Annotated in this window: 7 protein-coding genes, 4 pseudogenes and 1 other annotated feature; of the genes and pseudogenes, 1 reads left to right on the top strand and 10 read right to left on the bottom strand. The window is 64.0% G+C overall.

From position 1 onward, the window contains the following. The 8 genes and pseudogenes from ABZX92_RS40980 to ABZX92_RS40945 all read right to left on the bottom strand — a co-directional run. Positions 1–3,382: pseudogene (locus ABZX92_RS40980) on the bottom strand (hypothetical protein); the annotation flags it as partial. A gap of 977 nt (positions 3,383–4,359) precedes the next feature. Then, positions 4,360–5,195 (bottom strand): annotated as a pseudogene (locus ABZX92_RS40975) (transposase family protein). A 172-nt stretch (positions 5,196–5,367) separates the two neighbouring features. After that, a pseudogene (locus ABZX92_RS40970) lies at positions 5,368–5,949 on the bottom strand (IS3 family transposase); the annotation flags it as partial. A 103-nt stretch (positions 5,950–6,052) separates the two neighbouring features. Further along, positions 6,053–6,181, bottom strand: a sequence feature (AL1L pseudoknot). A gap of 9 nt (positions 6,182–6,190) precedes the next feature. Further along, positions 6,191–6,458: pseudogene (locus ABZX92_RS40965) on the bottom strand (IS30 family transposase); the annotation flags it as partial. 972 nt (positions 6,459–7,430) lie between these two features. After that, complete coding sequence (locus tag ABZX92_RS40960; protein ID WP_355570872.1) at positions 7,431–9,014, bottom strand: hypothetical protein; 1,584 nt, start codon at positions 9,012–9,014, stop codon at positions 7,431–7,433. 116 nt (positions 9,015–9,130) lie between these two features. Next, positions 9,131–10,129, bottom strand: a complete 999-nt coding sequence (locus ABZX92_RS40955; protein ID WP_355570871.1) for a hypothetical protein — start codon at positions 10,127–10,129, stop codon at positions 9,131–9,133. Then, positions 10,095–10,397, bottom strand: coding sequence for a hypothetical protein (locus ABZX92_RS40950; RefSeq protein WP_355570870.1), 303 nt, complete (start codon positions 10,395–10,397; stop codon positions 10,095–10,097). The genes ABZX92_RS40955 and ABZX92_RS40950 overlap by 35 nt, the downstream gene beginning before the upstream one ends. Beyond that, entirely contained in the window at positions 10,340–10,957 is a 618-nt protein-coding gene (locus ABZX92_RS40945; protein ID WP_355570869.1) for a hypothetical protein, read from the bottom strand. The genes ABZX92_RS40950 and ABZX92_RS40945 overlap by 58 nt, the downstream gene beginning before the upstream one ends. 201 nt (positions 10,958–11,158) lie before the next feature. Here ABZX92_RS40945 and ABZX92_RS40940 point away from each other — a divergent pair, with 201 nt between their 5' ends. After that, positions 11,159–11,545: a hypothetical protein gene (locus tag ABZX92_RS40940; protein WP_355570868.1), complete on the top strand. Its 387-nt coding sequence runs from the start codon at positions 11,159–11,161 to the stop codon at positions 11,543–11,545. A 134-nt stretch (positions 11,546–11,679) separates the two neighbouring features. Here ABZX92_RS40940 and ABZX92_RS40935 read toward each other — a convergent pair whose 3' ends face one another. Together ABZX92_RS40935 and ABZX92_RS40930 are read right to left on the bottom strand one after the other, a co-directional pair. Then, positions 11,680–12,612: a hypothetical protein gene (locus ABZX92_RS40935; RefSeq protein ID WP_355570867.1), complete on the bottom strand. Its 933-nt coding sequence runs from the start codon at positions 12,610–12,612 to the stop codon at positions 11,680–11,682. Beyond that, positions 12,609–14,894 carry a hypothetical protein gene (locus tag ABZX92_RS40930; RefSeq protein ID WP_355570866.1) on the bottom strand — a complete coding sequence of 762 codons (2,286 nt, stop codon included), beginning with the start codon at positions 14,892–14,894 and terminating at the stop codon, positions 12,609–12,611. The genes ABZX92_RS40935 and ABZX92_RS40930 overlap by 4 nt, the downstream gene beginning before the upstream one ends. Positions 14,895–15,310 lie beyond the last annotated feature (416 nt).

Genomic DNA, 15,310 nt, shown 5'->3' with positions numbered 1-15,310 from the left:
GTCGGCGGAAGAAGATCCAGCGACTATCGTCACGCCCGTGGTGGACTGGCGGGAACGCGCTTCGGCCCTCGTGCCGGAACTTCATGCTGTCGGTGTTGCTGTCGGTGTTGCTGTCGGTGTTGCTGTCGGTGTTGCTGTCGGGCGACACCAGCGCGTCACTCTCGATGCGAAGGCCCTTGCTCGGCAACGGCCGCGGGTCTGGCAGCAGTTCTCCATGCTCGGCCTTGAAGTCCTCGATCTCTCCGGCATCGGGTTTCGCAGGCATCAAGGACCCCAGCGACGCACCGTCGTGGTCGCCAGGAAGCACCTCGGCGGCCGGAGTGCCCATGGTGAACACGACTTCGTTGAACTCGACGATTGGCCCACCGACCCGCGCAGTGCGGCTGTCGATCAGAACCACCGGTGTATCACCCGCAACGGACAACGACGTGGTGACTACACCACCAATTGGGAAGTCCTTGTTCGCCGGGTCATACCCTGCGGTGAAGCGCAGCTCCTCACCCGCGTTGGGCCCTTTCTTCACGACGGCATCGGACTTGGCCGTATCGAAGTGCGCCGTGAACGAGATGAAGCTGGTGTCGTACACACTGAAGTCCGGGTTCGGATTCCAGTCGAGCGAGGGAACAGCACCATTGCGAATCTCATGCCAGCTGGGGTGCCAGCTCGGCACACCCCTGTGCAACATCAAGCCGCCGCCCAGGAATCGCCGCACCTGGTCCGCCAACTTTTGCCTCTCCTCCGGCTCGCCGCGCGTCACCGCATCGACACCGACATAGAGGTTCAGCTCGCCCAACCTGTAGAGGTCCCCAACCTGAACCCCGCGCAGCTGGAAGTCGCCTAGATCCACGATCACCGTGCTGGACGCGTCGCCGTTGTTGCCACTGCCCTTCCGCCAGGTCAGGAACTCACCGATACCGCCGACCTCGCGGGCGATCGTCCCCGACACGACCGTCTCCGCGACCTGCCTCCCGGCGCCCTTGATATCCTTGGACAAAGTCACCTGCTGTGCGGACAGGTTCGCCAGCACACTGGCAAGCTCGCCGGCATCCACCTTGCCGAGGAAACCCCACCTGCGGAGCTCCGAATTCACTGCGCCCAGCAGACCTTCCTCGGGATTGTCCGCCTTGACAGGCCGCTCGTCGTCCACATCGGACTCAAGTTCCGTGTCCCAGTCGGGGTTATAGCTAAGGTCTGTGGTGGAGCGCTCTTCGTGGTCGAAGAGGGAGTCGACCTCGGATTCGGTGTCCGACAGATTGCTGTCGAAGTCCTCGTCGACGAACGGCTTCCGGTCGACAGCCAGACTCCGCTCAGTTGAGGGGGTAACCGCTACCGTCACGCCGGATTCGAGCTTGCCTTCAGCCTGAGGCATCCTGGTTACGTCCGGGGAGATCTCAGGGCCAACGGTCCCGGCGGACACCGGCGTCACGACGGTCTCGTTGATGTCAATCTTCGGCGAGGCCGAGATCAACGAGCTGGTAGACGTGGCCGCGTTCTGCGACGCGGCGTTCGGTGCCGTGATGTTCGGAGCGGTTGTCGACGGCGTGTTCAGGGGCGAAGCGGCGGGAGGCAACTGCGTCGTCGTGTCCGGCATCGACGAGGCCGGCGTGACGGCGGTCGATGTGGCAGACGGAATCGCAACGTTCGGCGACGCCCCTGGCACGGTCGTGGTCACAGCAGCCGGTGATACCGACAACGTCGATGACTCCACAGTGGACTGCGCGCCCACCGGAACCGCGCCATACTTGTCAGCCAAGTTTGATGTGTTCTGCGTCGACGTGCTCGGCGTTACGGGAGTGCCGGTCGACGTGGCCGGCGACTGCGGTGAAGTCGTGGAGGTGCTCGGCGCATTCGTCGACGACGACGCGACGGTGGTCGACGACGTCGGCGCGTTCACAAAGGTGCTCGGCACGTTCGAAGACGAGGACGGCACGGTCGTCGGCGGAGTTGCCGGCTGGCCCGGCAGGGGTGTGTTCGTCTGGCCCGTGCTGGTGGTGCCGCCTGTGCTGTTCGACGTGCCGGGCGTGCCGGTCGGAGCACCCGGCGTGTTGCCACGCGTGTTGGTCAGGCCACCGGAGGCGTTGTTGATGCCGCCGCTGCCCAGATCACCGCCGCTTCCCGTGTCGCCGCTACCACCGCCGACCTCGACACCACCGCGACCGACACCACCCACACCACTGCCCGAGTCGCGGCCATCGGAGATCGCACCGGCTCTCTCGCCGTTGCCGCCTCGGTCGTCACCACCGGCGGTACCGGGCAGCTCCGCATACGGCGGCGCCGGACTGTAAGGCGGAAGAAGGCTGTCAGACGAACCGTTGCCCGCCAAGTCAAGCTTGGCACCACCCGTGTCGAGCTTGAGATCCGTGTCGAGCTTGGAACGGCCCACATCGACCTTGATGTCCCCAGGCGCGGCAAGCGGGTCCTGCTTGAATTTCTGATCCCGGTCGTGCTTCAAGTTGTGCAACGCCCTCATGCCACCGCCGGACACCAGCCCGTTGAGCGTCCCCTTCCAGATGTCCCCGGGATCAGCTCCAGCCGGAACCGTGATACCACCGACGAACGCTTCGGTAGCGCCCTCGATGAACGCGGCTGTGGCCCATTTACCCGCCCACTCCGGCTTGAAGACACCGACGTTCCCGCCAAGGAAGCCAGCGAAGGCACCGGCTGCGGCGCCGTAGGCGAACGACTTCAATGTGTCGTCCCAGTACCACTTCTTGTCGCTCTCCGCCTTCTGCCAGACCTGGACAATCGCGTCCTCGTAAACCTCCTCGAGCCCCTCATCCAACGTCTGCCTGGCCATCTCGGCGATAATCCTGCCGATGGCTGTGGTCACCAAGTCGACCGTTACCTGACTGATAGACCTGTCCAGGAACGTCGAGCTGGTGCGAATGAGAACCTGCAACGCCTGAGCGATCCACTCCGAAAACCTCTCGAAGATCACCTTGATGACGCCCTGCATCATGCCGATAAACGGGCCGATCAACGGCCACTCATAGGGGTCGAACCACATATGGATGATCTCGGAAGCAGCGAAAATCAACTGCACGATGATCGAGACCTTGGCACCCTGCACGTTCAGCGAGTAACTGCGCGCAGTCTCGCTCAGGTCGCGGGCACCTTTCGCGTAGACCGCGGGCTGCTCCGCCAGCCTCTCGCCGTAACGCCAGAAGGCTCGACCGACCGTGGGGTCGACGTGGTTCATCACATCCTGCAAGGCAGCGACCAAACCACCTACAACCCCGTCGAGCTCGTCGCCCACATCAAGAAGCGCCTCGTGAATCTGCCAGATATCACCTTCACGACCATTCGGCCAGTCGCCGCCTGCGAGGATGATGAAGATCCAGTTCAGCTCTCGAGGAACCATCATGTTGCCGTGGACAGCCATCGACTACCCCCGTCAACGCAGCGGAAATCCGATCGGGCCCGTAGTCCCAAATCGGATTTCCGTGTTCATCATTGAACCACTACCTTCATTTGATTTCTAACGGCGCCCAGGGCGACGTCCAGCGTCCCCGCTTCTCGTGTTGCCACCACCATCGGGCGCGGGTGCGCCTGGAAGCGGTGGGATGCCGCTCAGCCCGCCGCCGGAACCCAAACCACCGGCGTAGCGGTCGACGACATCCCCGACATCGCCCCTGCACCTTCTGCAGGTCCGCACGCTTCTACCGACACTGGGATGACAGCGACTAAAGAAGATGGCCGGAAGTTACAGCAAGCGATTGCGGTCACCTCGGCCCATTCTGGGCAGGCGTCAGTGCCCTTTTGATCACACAGGTGGCGTAACCAGGGCCGCAGCGGCGGACCTTGGCCAGATCCGTTGCGTCTCAACAGGGTCGGCGCACCGAGGCCAGTCCGAGCCCGGTTTGCAGAGCGCTCACCACCACCGATAGACCTCAAGCATGCAGTGCTCCAGTGATGGCCACGACCTGAGTAGACGCGGCGGCCTGCCCCCGCGGCACGGCGTCAACACCATGTCCTCGCCGTGGGCGTGTTGGGAGTACCAAGACAGCATCTCAACCTATGGCACGCGCGCACCGCCATCACGGAGAAAATCCCCGGCCTGCGCTGCCCCTTGGCACGCGAGGAACGGGTGCACCAGGGTGGTCATCATTTTAAGGTAATCAGCGCGACACGAAGCATCTGTTCTCCGCCATGCCAATGAACTCGCCTGTGACCAGCGCGATCACACCTACCCAGCCGGTTCCGGCCAGCGGTGCCGCCGCATGTGAGGCCACCGTGTTCGTGTCGCGAGCGGCAGGGACGGTGAACCGTCACGGATTTGAGACCGGCTTCGGTTTCAGACCAGCGCCGGTCGGCGTGGCGGGTGTTGAGACTAGGACGCGGCTTCGTACTCGACCGGGGTCAGGTAGCCCAGGCGCGAGTGCAGGCGGGCGTTATTGTACCGAGCCTTTTCCATCCTAATGATCGGGTGCGTTGTTCGAGGGTGAGGATGGCGCGGGCGTAGGTGGTGACGCGTTCGGGGCTGGCGCGGACTCGGGTGAGTACACGCCAGTTCTTGAGGGTGGCGATGCCGCGTTCGACCAGGCAGCGGATGGCGGAGTGGGCGCGGTTGGCGGCTTTTCTGCCTGGGGTGAACTCGTTTTTGTAGCGGCGGTAGGGCAGGTGGACGCCGTCGCCGGCGCCGATGTAGCCGCGGTCGGCGACGAGGTGCAGGCCTGCGCCACGGCAGGTGTCGAGGATGTTGTAGGTGCGCGCGGCGGTCAGGTCGTAGACCGAGCCGGGCAGGCCGGCCGAGACCCAGGCGAGCCGGCCGTAGGGGTCGGTCAGGACTTGCAGGGTGATGCCGTGGTGTCGGGTTTTGACGCTGTAGCAGGCTTTCAGGCGGTCGCGGTCACCGAAGCGGTCGATGCGGATGACGGTGCCGTCGAGCAGCGCGTAGTTGGAGAACGAGTCGGCGAGCCGGGTGACGGCCTGGGTGAGGCTGGGTGCTCGAGCGGCGAGCAGGTCGGTGGTTTCGCGGATGTAGCGGTAGGCGATGGCCAGGCCGATGCCGAACCCGGCCGCGAGGCGCTGGAGGTATCGCCGTTGCGTAAATGCGCGAGCACGAGCAGGGCTTGGCAGTTGCTGGGCAGGCGCCGTCAGCGGGAGCCAATGCTGGTGCGGTGGCGGCGGATCAGGCGTGCGACGTAGTCCAGGGTGCGATTGGACAACGTGATCGCGGACGGATAGAACAACACACGAAGCTCCTGGTCGGCATCGGTTGATCTTGGTCGTGATGCCAGTGCTACCAGGAGCTTCGCCATGTTGAAGGGCCATCAGCCACACCGATCCGATCTTGTGACCAGCAAGATCAGGATGGAAACGGCTCACCAGTCTGCCCATTCCATAAGCGCGAACTTCGACCTCGGCGAGGGTCTTGAACGGGCCGTGCCGGTTGACCACTTCAGTCTTGAACAAGCCGATGATCGACTCCGCTAGCGCATTGTCGTAGGCATCGCCCACCGAGTCTATGGACGCCGAGAGTCCTTGCAGCGCAAGGGATTCGGTGAACTTCACCGACGTGTACTGACTACCGGCATCCGAGTGGTGGATCAGTCCGGGCTCGACCGGGTAGCCGTAATGACCACGGCGCCACACGGCCATGTTGAGTGCTTTAGACACCAGCGCGGTCGTCTTCGAGCCCGACGCGGTCCAGCCGACGATCGCACGGGAGTGGGCGTCGAACACGAACGCCACGTAGGCCCACCCTGCCCACGTGGAGACGTAGGTGAAGTCAGCGACCCAGACCAGGTTCGGCGCGATCGCGGTGAAGTCGCGGTTGAGCCTGTCTGCGGCGCGTATCCCGTTTTTGGCCGGGATCGTGGTGCGCTGCCTGCGGCCTCTGACCACGCCGCTGAGGCCGAGCCTGCGCATGATCCGGTCCACGGTGCAGAACGCCACGTCGTGCCCCTGACGACGCAGGTAACGGGTCATCTTGCGGCGCCCGTACATCAAACTCTGGCTTGCCCCGCAGGTCGCGCAGGGCTTTCTCCAGATAGGCATCGGTGACATAACGAGCTGATGGTGGCCGGCAGCGGGCCTTGCGGTAGGTCCTCGGCGCGATCTGGATTCCATGCTCGGTGAGCACATCACAGATCGACTCGACGCCATAGACCTGGCGGTACTCGTCGATGAAACCGACGATCAGTGGTGCCGCGGGTCGAGTTCCCGCGCGAAAAAAGCCGACTTAGATTCAACCGGTCAAGGCAACACTCTCAGCCGGCGTGCGGAACCCCAGGCACATACGGGGTCGGTTGTTGAGTTTCGCGGCGATGGTGTCGAGGTCGTCCTGGCTGAACGTGGCCAGGTTCGTCCCCTTGGGCAGGTACTGCCGCAGCAGTTTGTTCGTGTTCTCGTTCGTACCGCGCTACCATGGACTACGCGGCAAAGAACACGTCGACACCGGTGTCGGTGGTGAAACGCTTGTGGGCGGCCAATTCCATACCGCGGTCCCAGGTCAGCATGCCGTGTAGTCGTGGATCCATGTGGGTGTATGCCCTGGCCAGGGCGGGGACGACCACGGCGGTGTGGGGGCAGCCCCTGCGACGGCTGTGCAGCAGCCGGGCACCCTCCGCGAGGGCCTTCTTGATCCATACCCGCAACGTCTCGTAGTGCACATCGACCATCGGCCCGATCGCCCTTGCGGCGGCATACGGAGACTCGAACTCATCGAGACGCTCAAGGGCCAAGCGCACGGCCTTCTCACGAACCTCTGGCGGGTAACGCTTCGACATGATGACGACCATCTTCCTCAAGAACGGAAGCGGTCTCAAATCCGTGACGGTTCACCGTCTCCAAACCACCCAAGAAATGATCAACTGATCGCGCAGTGGTTCTGTACCCCTCGCCCAGCGGGCGAGGGTCCTTGTTCACCTTTGAGGCGCAGCCGCCGACAACGACAGCCTTTGGTCGGCAGCCAGAGACACCAGCACCTCTCCCTCCGATCACACCTACACGCCCGGTTGGCCCAGGGCGTGCAGATCAGGGAGGGGCACCACCGCGATGGCAATTCCGACCCTCGGCTCGATCGCACTCACGTGCGGTCAACCACCGTGCTCGAGCGCAGCTTTCGAACTGGCACAGCCTGCGCGGCGGTCCGACAAGGCAACGGTTGACCATTGGACCGTTGAGGTCGAAGCGGGCAAAGCCATCGTCGTGGCGCGGTGCGGCCAGGACGACACCTACGACTCAGCGTTCAGACATGGCCCTTGAGCATGCACAGAAGGGGTTGAATCTTCTTTCATTCAAAAGGTCCCCACAACCTCCTGATCAAGAAATATGAAGACCAGCACATCACCTGGTGGACGGAACCCTCCGGCACCACCAGGTTGCGCATCACCAGCATTGCGTTGATGAACTTTGAGGTAGGGCCTGCCCGTGCGATCGTCACTGATTCCGCTGGAAATGTTGTCCCCGACCAGCCAGTTCCGGACCTAGGTTGGCATGAGAGCTTCAGGTACTACCGGCTCTCTCAAAGTACGGACGACCTGCGCGACTTCCCACGATCGTACGCCGTCGACCCCTGTGACCACCGCACGCGCCGAGTCATCACTAACAAGCAGAAACGAGCGGGGTCCCGACAGGTCGTCCACGTGATAGCCATCGACAACGGTGTTGACGGAGTCGGCGACCACCAAGTCGACTGCGTCCAAACGTCGTGCTGCCTCCGACAGCTGCGCCACTGACACAGGAGACACGCTTTGGTGCTGAAACTCCATCACCGCAAGCACCAGCAGCGGCAGCCAATCCCCGCCTATCTCGCGAAGCGCGCGCCACGGCGCCGTGGCCGCGGACTCACCATCGATCAGGACCTCGATGCTCGCGGCCGCGGTGCTTTGCGGCCTCGAGATCCCTTCGTCCTGGAGCAGGGTCCGCACGCGCCTAGCCAGCCGACGGTCCCGGATCGCGAGCACCGGTACCGGCGCCTGGTGCAGCAGTCGCTCCTGTGCTGTTCCGTCTTCCTCACAGGCATATACCGCCTCGTCGCCCTCGTTCAGGTCCGTCAGCGCCAAGCGGCCCTGCGTACTCACTACGACGGTGTGAGGTGGCGGCTGTCCGTTCTTGCAGAGGTCACGCCACGCCGCCTCGTAAGCCTTGCGCACGGCGGTCATCACCTGCCCTCGAGCGCCTGCGCCATGAAGTTGTACGAGTTCGTGTAGCTCGAGCATCCGCTCAGCGGCGCTCGCGGCATCGTCCCAAAATCGTGCGCCCACCTTGGCGAGCCGCTTGAGAGCACGCGGTGTGGCGAGGTTCCGGAAGGAGGCCGGCTGTGCTCGGAGATAGTCCGGCGTCTCGGCTTCGCGCAGCATCCAGGCCTCGCTGAGTGGCATCAAGCTGACCGTGGTGCGCTGCCCAGGTGTCGTCTGCGGCATCCAGGAAACCGTGGCGAGGAACGCGGCGATGAAGGTGGGCCAGGCGACCTGAACGCCATCAGAAGGACGTCCGAAGTGGAACTCCAGCGCGTTGTCAGGCCACGTGTCGAGGCCACGGAAGACGAGCTCGGCGTACCGTCTTCGGGTCTCGTGATCAAAGCTGTCCCAGTCCTGCTGTCCCGGGAGGACAGCAACGCCTGTCGTCGGTGAGTACTCGACGCCCAAGAAGCTCGGCTGCCGCTTCGGCCACCGAGCAGCGAGTTCTCGCCACCGCGCTTGGTCAGCCCCACTCATCGGGACGTTGAAGAGACCAGCAGTACGAGGATTCGCCACGCTGTTGCCCGGTCTGCGGAATGACCGAGCGGGGAAGTAACGAGGCCAGAGGCCGTGCCGTGCGCCGAGAAGTTCAACGAACTTCAGCAGTTCAACACCGTCCACATCGGACCCGAGAACTTCATGCGGGGAAACCAAAGTGCGGCTTGCGATGTCCGCCAACGGCAGCGATACCTCTCCCCCGCGCGCAACGAGCCTGGCCAGCAACCGGTCCGTGTCGGCAGCAGGCCCTTCCCAGCCTGTTCCGAAGCAGCTCTCCCCCGGTTCGCTCCAACCGCTCGCCGTCGGGAGCAACAAGCGGGCCTGCTTCATGACCTCCGCGGCGACGTCTCGCGCGGCGCCACGCCACACCCCAAAGGCGAACCCCAGGCAGGCCGTTCGTCAATCGTCGTCCTCGGTCCCGCGCATCGCTCGCCCGATCAGCTCAATCAGGGCGTCGGCGCGGTACTCGCGGACGAGGCTGTGCGCTTCGAGCCACACGCGGCGGGCCGCCGTCGGCCATCGCCGGTCAGCCACGGGACATCAGCCGGCATGAACGCCAGCCGGTCTCGTACCGCAGCCGGCAGAGGGTTCGCGCCGGTAGTCCCCTCACCGTGTACGCGGCCGAAGTACACCGTCCTCGAGCCACTGTCGCCCCCAGCAACCAGCAGGTCGCCATCTTCGCCGATAAGAACATTCCGACCGGACAACGCCTTTCCGTCGAGAACTGCCGCGCTTAGGTCGTCGTACAGGGCAGCCCACGCCGCAAGGCCAACGTCTCGGTCTACAAAGGCCTCTGCGAGAAGTTCAGCGAACTCGGCCAGTTCTCCTTGTCTGGGAACGATCGGGATATGGAGGCCCGCTGCCAGGTCTTTTATCCGGGCTGTGCGCTCCGGGCCGAGGTCCGGACGTATCAGCTCGTCGACGCCGGCTGCGGCAAGGGCCTCGGCGATGAACACGGTTCCACTGAGGTGCCAGAGCCAGCCAGCGTTCAGCTCGACCCTTCCCGCCGAGCCCAGCGCCGGTAGTATTGGCAACTCTTCCAGAGCGACGTCATGGTTCGCCAAGGCCGCCTTTAAGCGCGGCAGCGCCTGGGCGGTCCAGCAGGTCAGATCGAGCAGTACCTCGTCGGGTAGGTCCAGCTCGCCGCTGCAGGCGGATGTGATCGCGTCCGCGCACAGCCGGGCGACCTCGTTGAGCAGGAAGCTGTTGAGAGGAAGCGACTCGCACAGGCTGCGTCGATCGAGCCGGGCGAAGAAGGGAGCGTTCACGAACGCCGGGAACGGCCCGCAGGCTTCTGATCCCATCGGCAGGAACGTGTACAGGCGGCCTTGTGGCAATGCCTGTCCGAGACGCACTGCGACGCTAACCTCACCGTCTCCCTCCCAGCGCTCCCATCCCGAACTGAGCCGTCTATCGATTCTGCTGCGCTTGATGGCGTCGGTCATCGCGGGCTCGGGGATGGTTTTGCCGCAACACCAGGAACTTCGTGTCGTCCTGCACCGTCGCCTCGTCGACGGCGACGTCGTCCACGCCGGGCACCGGCACGATCGACCGCGTCAGAAGCTGCCCGTCTTCCGAGCCGTCAGCATCACGCCACCAGACCAGGATCTCCCCGACCCGCTCCAGGAACAGGTGGAAGGGGACGTCCCCGCAGATCAGTTCGACGAGCTCGGACTTGGCGCGATCCTTCGCATGGACGGAGCGAATCGGCAAGCGAACGACCGTCGAGAACCACGTTGCGCGAACGCCTCGACCTGGGGCGGCACGTCGGGCAGAGGAAGCGGAACCTTCAATGTGGCGACGTCCTCCCGCAACTCGTCAGCCAAGCCGACGCGATCCGGAGCCACCGAGGCCGCGAGGTCGTCGAAGTCGGCTGGTCTGGCGAAGCGAAACCGGTAACCGTCGAATCGTCCCGCGCCCTCGTGAACGGCGCTGTACACCTCCGGGCTCTCCGAGAGCTGCAGCACGCTCTTGAAACCTACGCCTTTGTTCCCGATGCCCTGATCCGGCCGCTTGCTTCTCATCGCCACCCGGCACATCGAGGTGAAGTCTCGGTCCGCCAAAGGACTGCCCTCATTGGCGACGTAAAGAACGCCGTGCTCGCCTTCACACGCGTCGAGGAACAGCTCGAGCTTGCCGTCCGTGCGATCGGCGTCATGCGCATCGTGGCCGTTCTGCAACAACTCAACGACCGTGCGCCCGTCGTAGTCCGACGCGATGATGCCCTCGATGAACTCCTTCTGCTCGCGGGTAGCGGGCTGGCCGAGCTCCACTCCCGTGAGGTACAGGCGCACCACACTCTCGGCTTGCGCCAAGACCTTCATGGCAGTTCCGTCCACAGATCGATCATCCGCCGAGTCCACGCACCAGGCATCGACAAGACCTATCATGGTGTTACTCGCAGTCCGGCCTGCCAACCCAGACCCGCGCGCAGGTCAGCAAAGCCTCGCAGCGCTGGCGAACCCGTTCGGAGCATGACCGCGCCGCACCTATTGGCGAGCCTGGACCCGCGCCGACGATGCCAACACACGGGCGGCAATGCAGCGTCACTGATCCAGTTGCTGGAGCCGTACCGCGGCCAGGTCTCCGGCTGCGGCCAGGCCGTCGACAATGCGGTGGTAGCGGCTGCTGCTGCCTTCGTCTGGAGCAAGGCCATCGCCGCAGAGCTCGAGTACCCGATCCTCCAGCAGCCACAGGTGGTTGGCGGCAAGGCCGCATCGCCCATCGATTGTCGTCTCGATCTACACCAGCGCCGTGGTCGTCTGCCACCGGACGGGTGCAGTCTTGGCAAACTTGATCACCGCGTCGAAGTCGGCATCATCCAACACGCCGACCAGGCTTCCCGGCACACCCACGAATAAGTCAACTATCACTGTCTCTTCGTCCCGCCCCTGTGTGGGGCCATACCTGACGCCGGCAACCTTGCCGAGTGCGGTCCGCCCGATCACCGGCGAACTGGCACCGGAACCGACGGTAATCCGTTGTCGCGCCCCTATCAGGCAGGTCTCATCGTGCGTAGAACGCTCCTGCTGATCTCATCGAGGGTCTGGTCTCCGGTCGTCACCGCCACCATCGCCGCGTCCACCCGCTCAAGTGATGGCAGACCAGCAACCCGAAAGGAACATGGTGAGCGACCGTGCACACAGGGGGCGGCGATGACGCAATTCACCGTTTCAGCGACGGCTGAGACGATCACGATCCACGTCCGCACGAGCTGAAGACGACGGTAGACTTGGAAGTTGCTCGTCGCACGACTCATCAACCCGCTGAGATGACTCCACCCGATCGACGCGGTCGCCTTGACCGCCATCTCGTCGAGCATGCGTTGATGGACAGTGAAGTCATATCCTGCGGGGAACTCGTCCAGGTCGATCGCCTTGAACGCGTCTAGCGCGCGTAGCCGCTCTCCCGTTCGCCGCAGTATCCGCCCTAACCGGTCCGGCAGCCGGAACTCGACCAGTGAGGCGGCCGGCAAGGCACGCCAGACGACCTCCGTTCCAGCTGGAGCTATCTGGTAGGAGATTCCCCTGCGGCTCCGCAAAGACCATCCAGGCAGCACGCCAAGACGAGGCAGCAGAGGCGAGTCGTCATCCTCACGCGCGTCGAACAACTCGAACACGCAACGGCCATGCACCAGATGATCTCGGGCTACCGTTGAGACCAACTCGTAAAAGGGTTCTTCCGGCTCCACCTGTTCGTACTCGCTCATCTCGGACAGCAGACCGCAGATGAGTTCGGCGCCCTCCCTGCGGGTGTCTCCGAACTCGAGATTCGTCGAATACCCGTAGTGCATGTTTCCGAGGTCTCGCGCCAGCATCGAGACGTTCATACCGATACCCATCGCCCTCTGTGCCATCTCCCGCAGCTGAGGCGTGTGGTGAAGCTCGGCCGGCGAAAGGGACACGCGCGGCAAGAGCGCTGCGTTCACGATGAGCCCTCGTCGTCTTGAAGTGCTCGAAGGAGGTCGGCCAACTGCGGAGGAAGGAGGTCCGGCAGAACAGCGCCGCGCTGCATTGCCTGCGGGATCAGCCATCCTGCCACGAACACTCCTTCGAGATCACGGAAGGTTCCAGCCCTGCGCAGCAGCCTGCGCGTTGACATCGGCAGTTCAGCGAACCCGACGCCGGCTCCGGAGAACACCTCCGACACCCTCATCTGCCGAGCGCTCCGCTGCATGCCGCCCTGTGTAATCATGAAGACCGCTCGGTCCATCGTCAGCGATCGCACCGCGATGTCTACCTGTCGTTGCGGGTTCTCGTCGAGTGCCCTGCACCAGACTTCGTCGAACACCGCGAACACGTCCGGCCCGCACTGGAGCAACCGCCGAACGAGTGCTGCTCCCGACAGCTGGTAGAGCATCAGGTGCGGCTCGGACCACACGGATCCCAACACCGTGTGGTGCTGTCGCCGCAAAGTCGTCTGCAGGCGGGCCTCCGCTCTCTGCGTGACCACCTCGACCATGCACCGCAACCGCTTCGCGAGATCCTCGTGCACGACCTCACGCTCCGACAGCACGTCATCAAGTAGATACTCGTGCGCACGGTGGTACGCCCAGCCGAACATGTCCGGACGATCGGTCACGACGTCTGTCCTGATGCAGGACGCAAGTCGGACGATCGGCAACCGCACCCGCTCCTGAAGCTCCCGCAGCCTGGCGCGCAGGTCGTCCAGACTCAAATCTGGCCAGGTGTCGTCGACGTTGCGGTGCTCCGCCTCGCATAGCTCGAACAGCTCCGACAACGCGGACAAGGTGGCGTCCCACTTGTGCAATGCCTCGTCCACACTGCTCAGCACCGCGCCTGCGGCCAAGGAGTCGCCCTCTCCGACATGAATTGCCCAAGGCCACAGGTCCTCCTCGAACGCGGACATCCACCTGGTGGCCTCGTCGATGACTTCGCCGGACATAGTCCGCGCGACGAACTGCGCGACGTCCGGGTTCGAGGTGATCCAACGACCTTCTGTACGACGTTCGAACTCGAAGCCGTCCCGCAACTCCGCGAGAATGCCGATCGTGCGCGGCCCCACACGTCGAATGTTCTCACCGTGGACCTGCCGTGCCGTCCAGCCTGGGAAGTCCTGACTCAGGTGGCGAGCATGACCTTGTATGCCAAGCGCGGCTTGTGTGTACGCCGACGCGACGAAGTCGGCAATGCCCGCCAGGTGCGGCTCCGACAGAACCGTCGGTGTCTCCTTTGCCATGAGCGCTCTGGCGGGCTCGACGACGGCATCCATCCACAGCCGAGCTTCGTCGAACATCCCTCCCGCGACTAGACCCCGTGTAGCGACGTCGAATCCCTGCACTAATCGGATCAGCGCACTGGAGTCCCGTCCGCCAAGGTGTTCCGCGAGCAGGCCGGCGAGGTGCCGCTCGACCCACAGCACGTCCTCGGCAGGCCTCGTACGCAGCTGCGTGGCGGTGTTCAGCGCGATCGTCACCTCGGCGCTCTGCTCCATCAACCAGTCTTTGTAGGTTGATCGTTGAGGGCACCAACCTAGCCGCCGTGTCAGCACCTGTTTCTTCTCGGCGTAGCTGAACCAGACGTCGTGCAGTACCTCCGTGACTTTCACGGCGCGGAAGTCGAGAGTGGCGAATTCCCCAGGTGCCGCGCCCGGCTTGCGCTCGCGGTCGCGAATCAGGGCGCAGAGATCACCGAGGACGACGAGTGACTCAGCGGTGCGAGCGCGGTGTTCAGACAGATCACGCCGGACAGTCTGAGAACCCAAGGAGGTCCACCACTCGATTTCACGCGCGACGACCGCGAGCAGGGCTGCCGGCTCCAGCAGGCCGTACAACTGCACGCGGAGTCTGCCGAAGGACAGGAGCACCACACAGCACAGGAACACCATGATCACGAACATCAGACCGTTGAGGCCCTGACCCGTTGTCGGATACGTCAGCAACACCAAGCCGTACAACAACACTTGGACGTACGCGAAACCGTAGAGGCGACCGCCGGGTGAGCGGGTCACGAGCGCACGCACCCGTTCTGTGGCGTCCTTGTAGGTCGACGACATCACGAATGTGATCGTCGCGAAGTAGACGGTCACAAGGGTTCCGGTGATCGTAAGCGCGGTGGTGATGATCGTCTGTTGGCTGGAGCTTTGAGATGGACTGCCCAACCAGGTGAGGACTGCCGTCACCCACGAGGGCAACGATGTCCAGCCGACCGCTAGCTTCACCGCCTGTTCACCGAGCAGGCGGGCGCCCAAAGCCATCACCGCGGCGACCGAGAGAGCCAGGACCGCCTGGACGAGGAACCTCACCAGCTTCCAGGTCCCAGACCACCACGCTCGGAAACGTGTGGACCTCCAAGCTAGCGCTGTCACCGTGTTTCCGCGCAGGCGTCTCCTTGCGTTCCTGGCTCGCCAATACCACCCCGACGACCACATCCGGGCCCGCCACGAGAGCACCCGCGTTCCGAAGTCCACGCACACCGCCTTGCTCGATCACGTCGAGAGGCCGAGATTCTAAGGCGGTGTTGATTCGCTGCTGGTGCGACAGGGTCCACGCGATCTGTTCCACGCTTAGTCCTCGGGCGCGCCCAACGGCCGGGTGCGGGATGTGCCCGACCGGCGGGCCGTCCGCTGGTACGCGACGACGGGGCTGGTCGACCGGCCGTCCGCGA

Source organism: Lentzea sp. NPDC006480 (assembly GCF_040611995.1).
Lineage (GTDB): Bacteria > Actinomycetota > Actinomycetes > Mycobacteriales > Pseudonocardiaceae > Lentzea.
The sequence above is the reverse complement of the archived record's forward strand: the minus strand, read 5'-3'. Positions and strand labels throughout refer to the sequence as shown.

Bases quoted from the DNA above. Each gene is read 5' to 3' on its own strand.
- ABZX92_RS40960 (WP_355570872.1), bottom strand. From the start codon at position 9,014: ATGAAGCAGGCCCGCTTGTTGCTCCCGACGGCGAGCGGTTGGAGCGAA.
- ABZX92_RS40955 (WP_355570871.1), bottom strand. From the start codon at position 10,129: ATGACCGACGCCATCAAGCGCAGCAGAATCGATAGACGGCTCAGTTCG.
- ABZX92_RS40940 (WP_355570868.1), top strand. From the start codon at position 11,159: ATGACCGCGCCGCACCTATTGGCGAGCCTGGACCCGCGCCGACGATGC.